This window comes from Microcystis sp. LE19-41.2A, assembly GCF_027530405.1.
GTDB lineage: Bacteria > Cyanobacteriota > Cyanobacteriia > Cyanobacteriales > Microcystaceae > Microcystis > Microcystis aeruginosa.
The window spans coordinates 1-2182 of the sequence record NZ_JAPZQJ010000629.1 but is presented as its reverse complement, the minus strand read 5'-3'; the positions used below and the strand labels follow the sequence as shown (position 1 = coordinate 2182).

Sequence of the window (2182 nt, the reverse complement as noted above, 5' to 3'; positions counted from 1 at the left end):
CCTTCGTGTTGCTTGCGTTGTGTTTCTGCAAAATTTTTCCTGCCTTAATCGCTTCAACAATAGCATCTAATTCTTTTCCCTCTTCATTAAAGAGATGCAAAGAATAACCACTGAGAGAATTTGCTAAACTAAGTTCTGTATTAACTTCACGTTGTTTGCGTTCGGCTTCGGCTTTCTGAAGTCGTTGCTGGTATTCCCGACTTGCCCTCATAAACTCAACCGTTACATCCCCAAAATAATTCCTTAAGGCATTTAAATCAGGTAGAGATTTCGCTTTTAATAGATTGCCCACTTGCGTCAACTTAGAGCCAGTCCAAAGCTCACTAATTGCTTTTTTCTCATCCGCTTTATCTTTCCACCAAGATTCAGCCGCTTCTTTTAATTGTCTTTCTAAAATAATCTCCTTCTCATATTTAGTAATCCAGTCCTGTAACCTTTGCCAAGAGCCAATCAAAGCTTCATGGGCAATTTCTACCATGCCTTCCTGACGGCCACTCACCAACAGACGATATTTTTTCACTAATTCATCAACAATTTTTCCTAATTCATCATTAAATCCAGATTTATTTTTCCGTTTACTAACTCTTTTTCCATCCGATGTAATTGTCACTAACTGAACAAAAATACTTTCAACAGCTTTTCCCTGACCCTGAGATTCAAAATGTTGATAAATTTTCTCTGCTTGTTGTTGTAAAGCTCCCCCAACACCGCCCAAATCTTCATAAGTTGCGTAATCAAGTAACCTATCCGATAAATCATCCTTTTGCCATAAAAGATCTAAAGTATATTGTAACAAAGGTAAAGACTGAGATTCACCTCTAAAATCTTCAATAATCTTCTCAATTAAATTCAGATCAACATTTACTCCATGAGTCGCCGCCGGATTTTTAATCACTAACTTCAATTCCCGATCTGCCATGGGCGTAATATAACTAAATGGCTTTCTTCCATCGCTTTGTATCGTCACCACAAAATCAGGAAACGTATTCATAAATTGATCTAAAAAGTCAGTTCTCATTGTCAAGACAATTTTGACTGATGAATTATTAGTTCGCTGTAAGTAACTAATTAAATTCCCTAAAGATTGAATAAATAGACAACCCTTATTATCCTGACTTTGAGTTAAAATTTCTTCAAATTGATCAATAAAAATTAACCACAAAGACTCTGGCTTTTTCTTTAAGGTTGTGATGACCTTTTCTAGGTATTCAACCGCAGCCGTTATATTATCTTGGGGTGGTAAAGCAACTTGAGCCTCCGATTGTTTATAGTCCGTGGGAGATTGAGAAATAAAATTGGCAACCTGAAGATAGAATGAGAAAAAAGGATCATCATTAGGAACCATGCTTAAATTAGAGAAATTGGGCTTATATTTAGCCGATAAAGCAGGAATTAAACCAGCTTGTACTAAAGAAGACTTGCCACTTCCTGATGCTCCTAAAAGAAAAATTAAATTCTCTTTTTCTAGCTCTTTTAATAAATCATTAATGACCTTTTTGCGTCCATAAAAAAGATTCGCATCATTTGCTGTAAATGCAACTAAACCTAAATAGGGAGAATTTTCATTGATGGTTGCAGCAACTTTCTCCTCTTCAGGATCATCGCCATAGTTTATTTCTGTCTTGACAATAATATTCTGTGTATTATTATCACCCTGCTGAATAACCTGCTTTTCAGCCTGAAAATGGGAGCGAAAAATAGATTCAGACATTTGTTTCTCCTCATGCTCTCCCTAAATTTAATTTAGTCAAAGACTAATATTGTCAATGACATTCTTTTCCCCTTGTTGAATCACCTGTTTTTCTGCTGTAAACGTTCCACCAAATTTAGGTTGAGAACCTGCTAATTCATTTGTCTTCAGCACTTGGTTTAATTTCTCTGCCAACTCCTTGATTTCATCTCGGTCATTAGGCTCTAATGTCTTTAATTGCTTTTCAAAAGGTTTCTCATAAGTTTCAGTATCTTCTTCATAATCTTTTAGTGCTTCCTGTGCTTTAGTATTCTGGCTCTTCGGTTTGTGTTATGCAATAGAGGGGGGTTGTAAGGGATGGAACCCTTATATAGAAAGGCATTTAGCGATTTTTGTCAATTGTTTTTTATCTAGAGCGAACTAATCAATTAAGTCTCTTGCCAGATAAAGATTTAGTCGATTTATGCCCCCCTATCGAACCATACCAAGTAA

At 35.9% G+C, this 2182-nt stretch carries 2 protein-coding genes; both read right to left on the bottom strand.

Going from position 1 to position 2182, the window contains the following annotated elements; translation table 11 throughout:
* On the bottom strand, nt 1-1711 hold a 1711-nt coding region (locus tag O9290_RS25875), incomplete at its 3' end, for an ATP-binding protein (RefSeq protein WP_288057491.1).
* Nucleotides 1712-1747: 36 nt separating this feature from the next.
* Nucleotides 1748-1885, bottom strand: a complete 138-nt coding sequence (locus O9290_RS25870; protein ID WP_288057489.1) for a hypothetical protein — start codon at nt 1883-1885, stop codon at nt 1748-1750.
* Nucleotides 1886-2182: the final 297 nt, after the last annotated feature.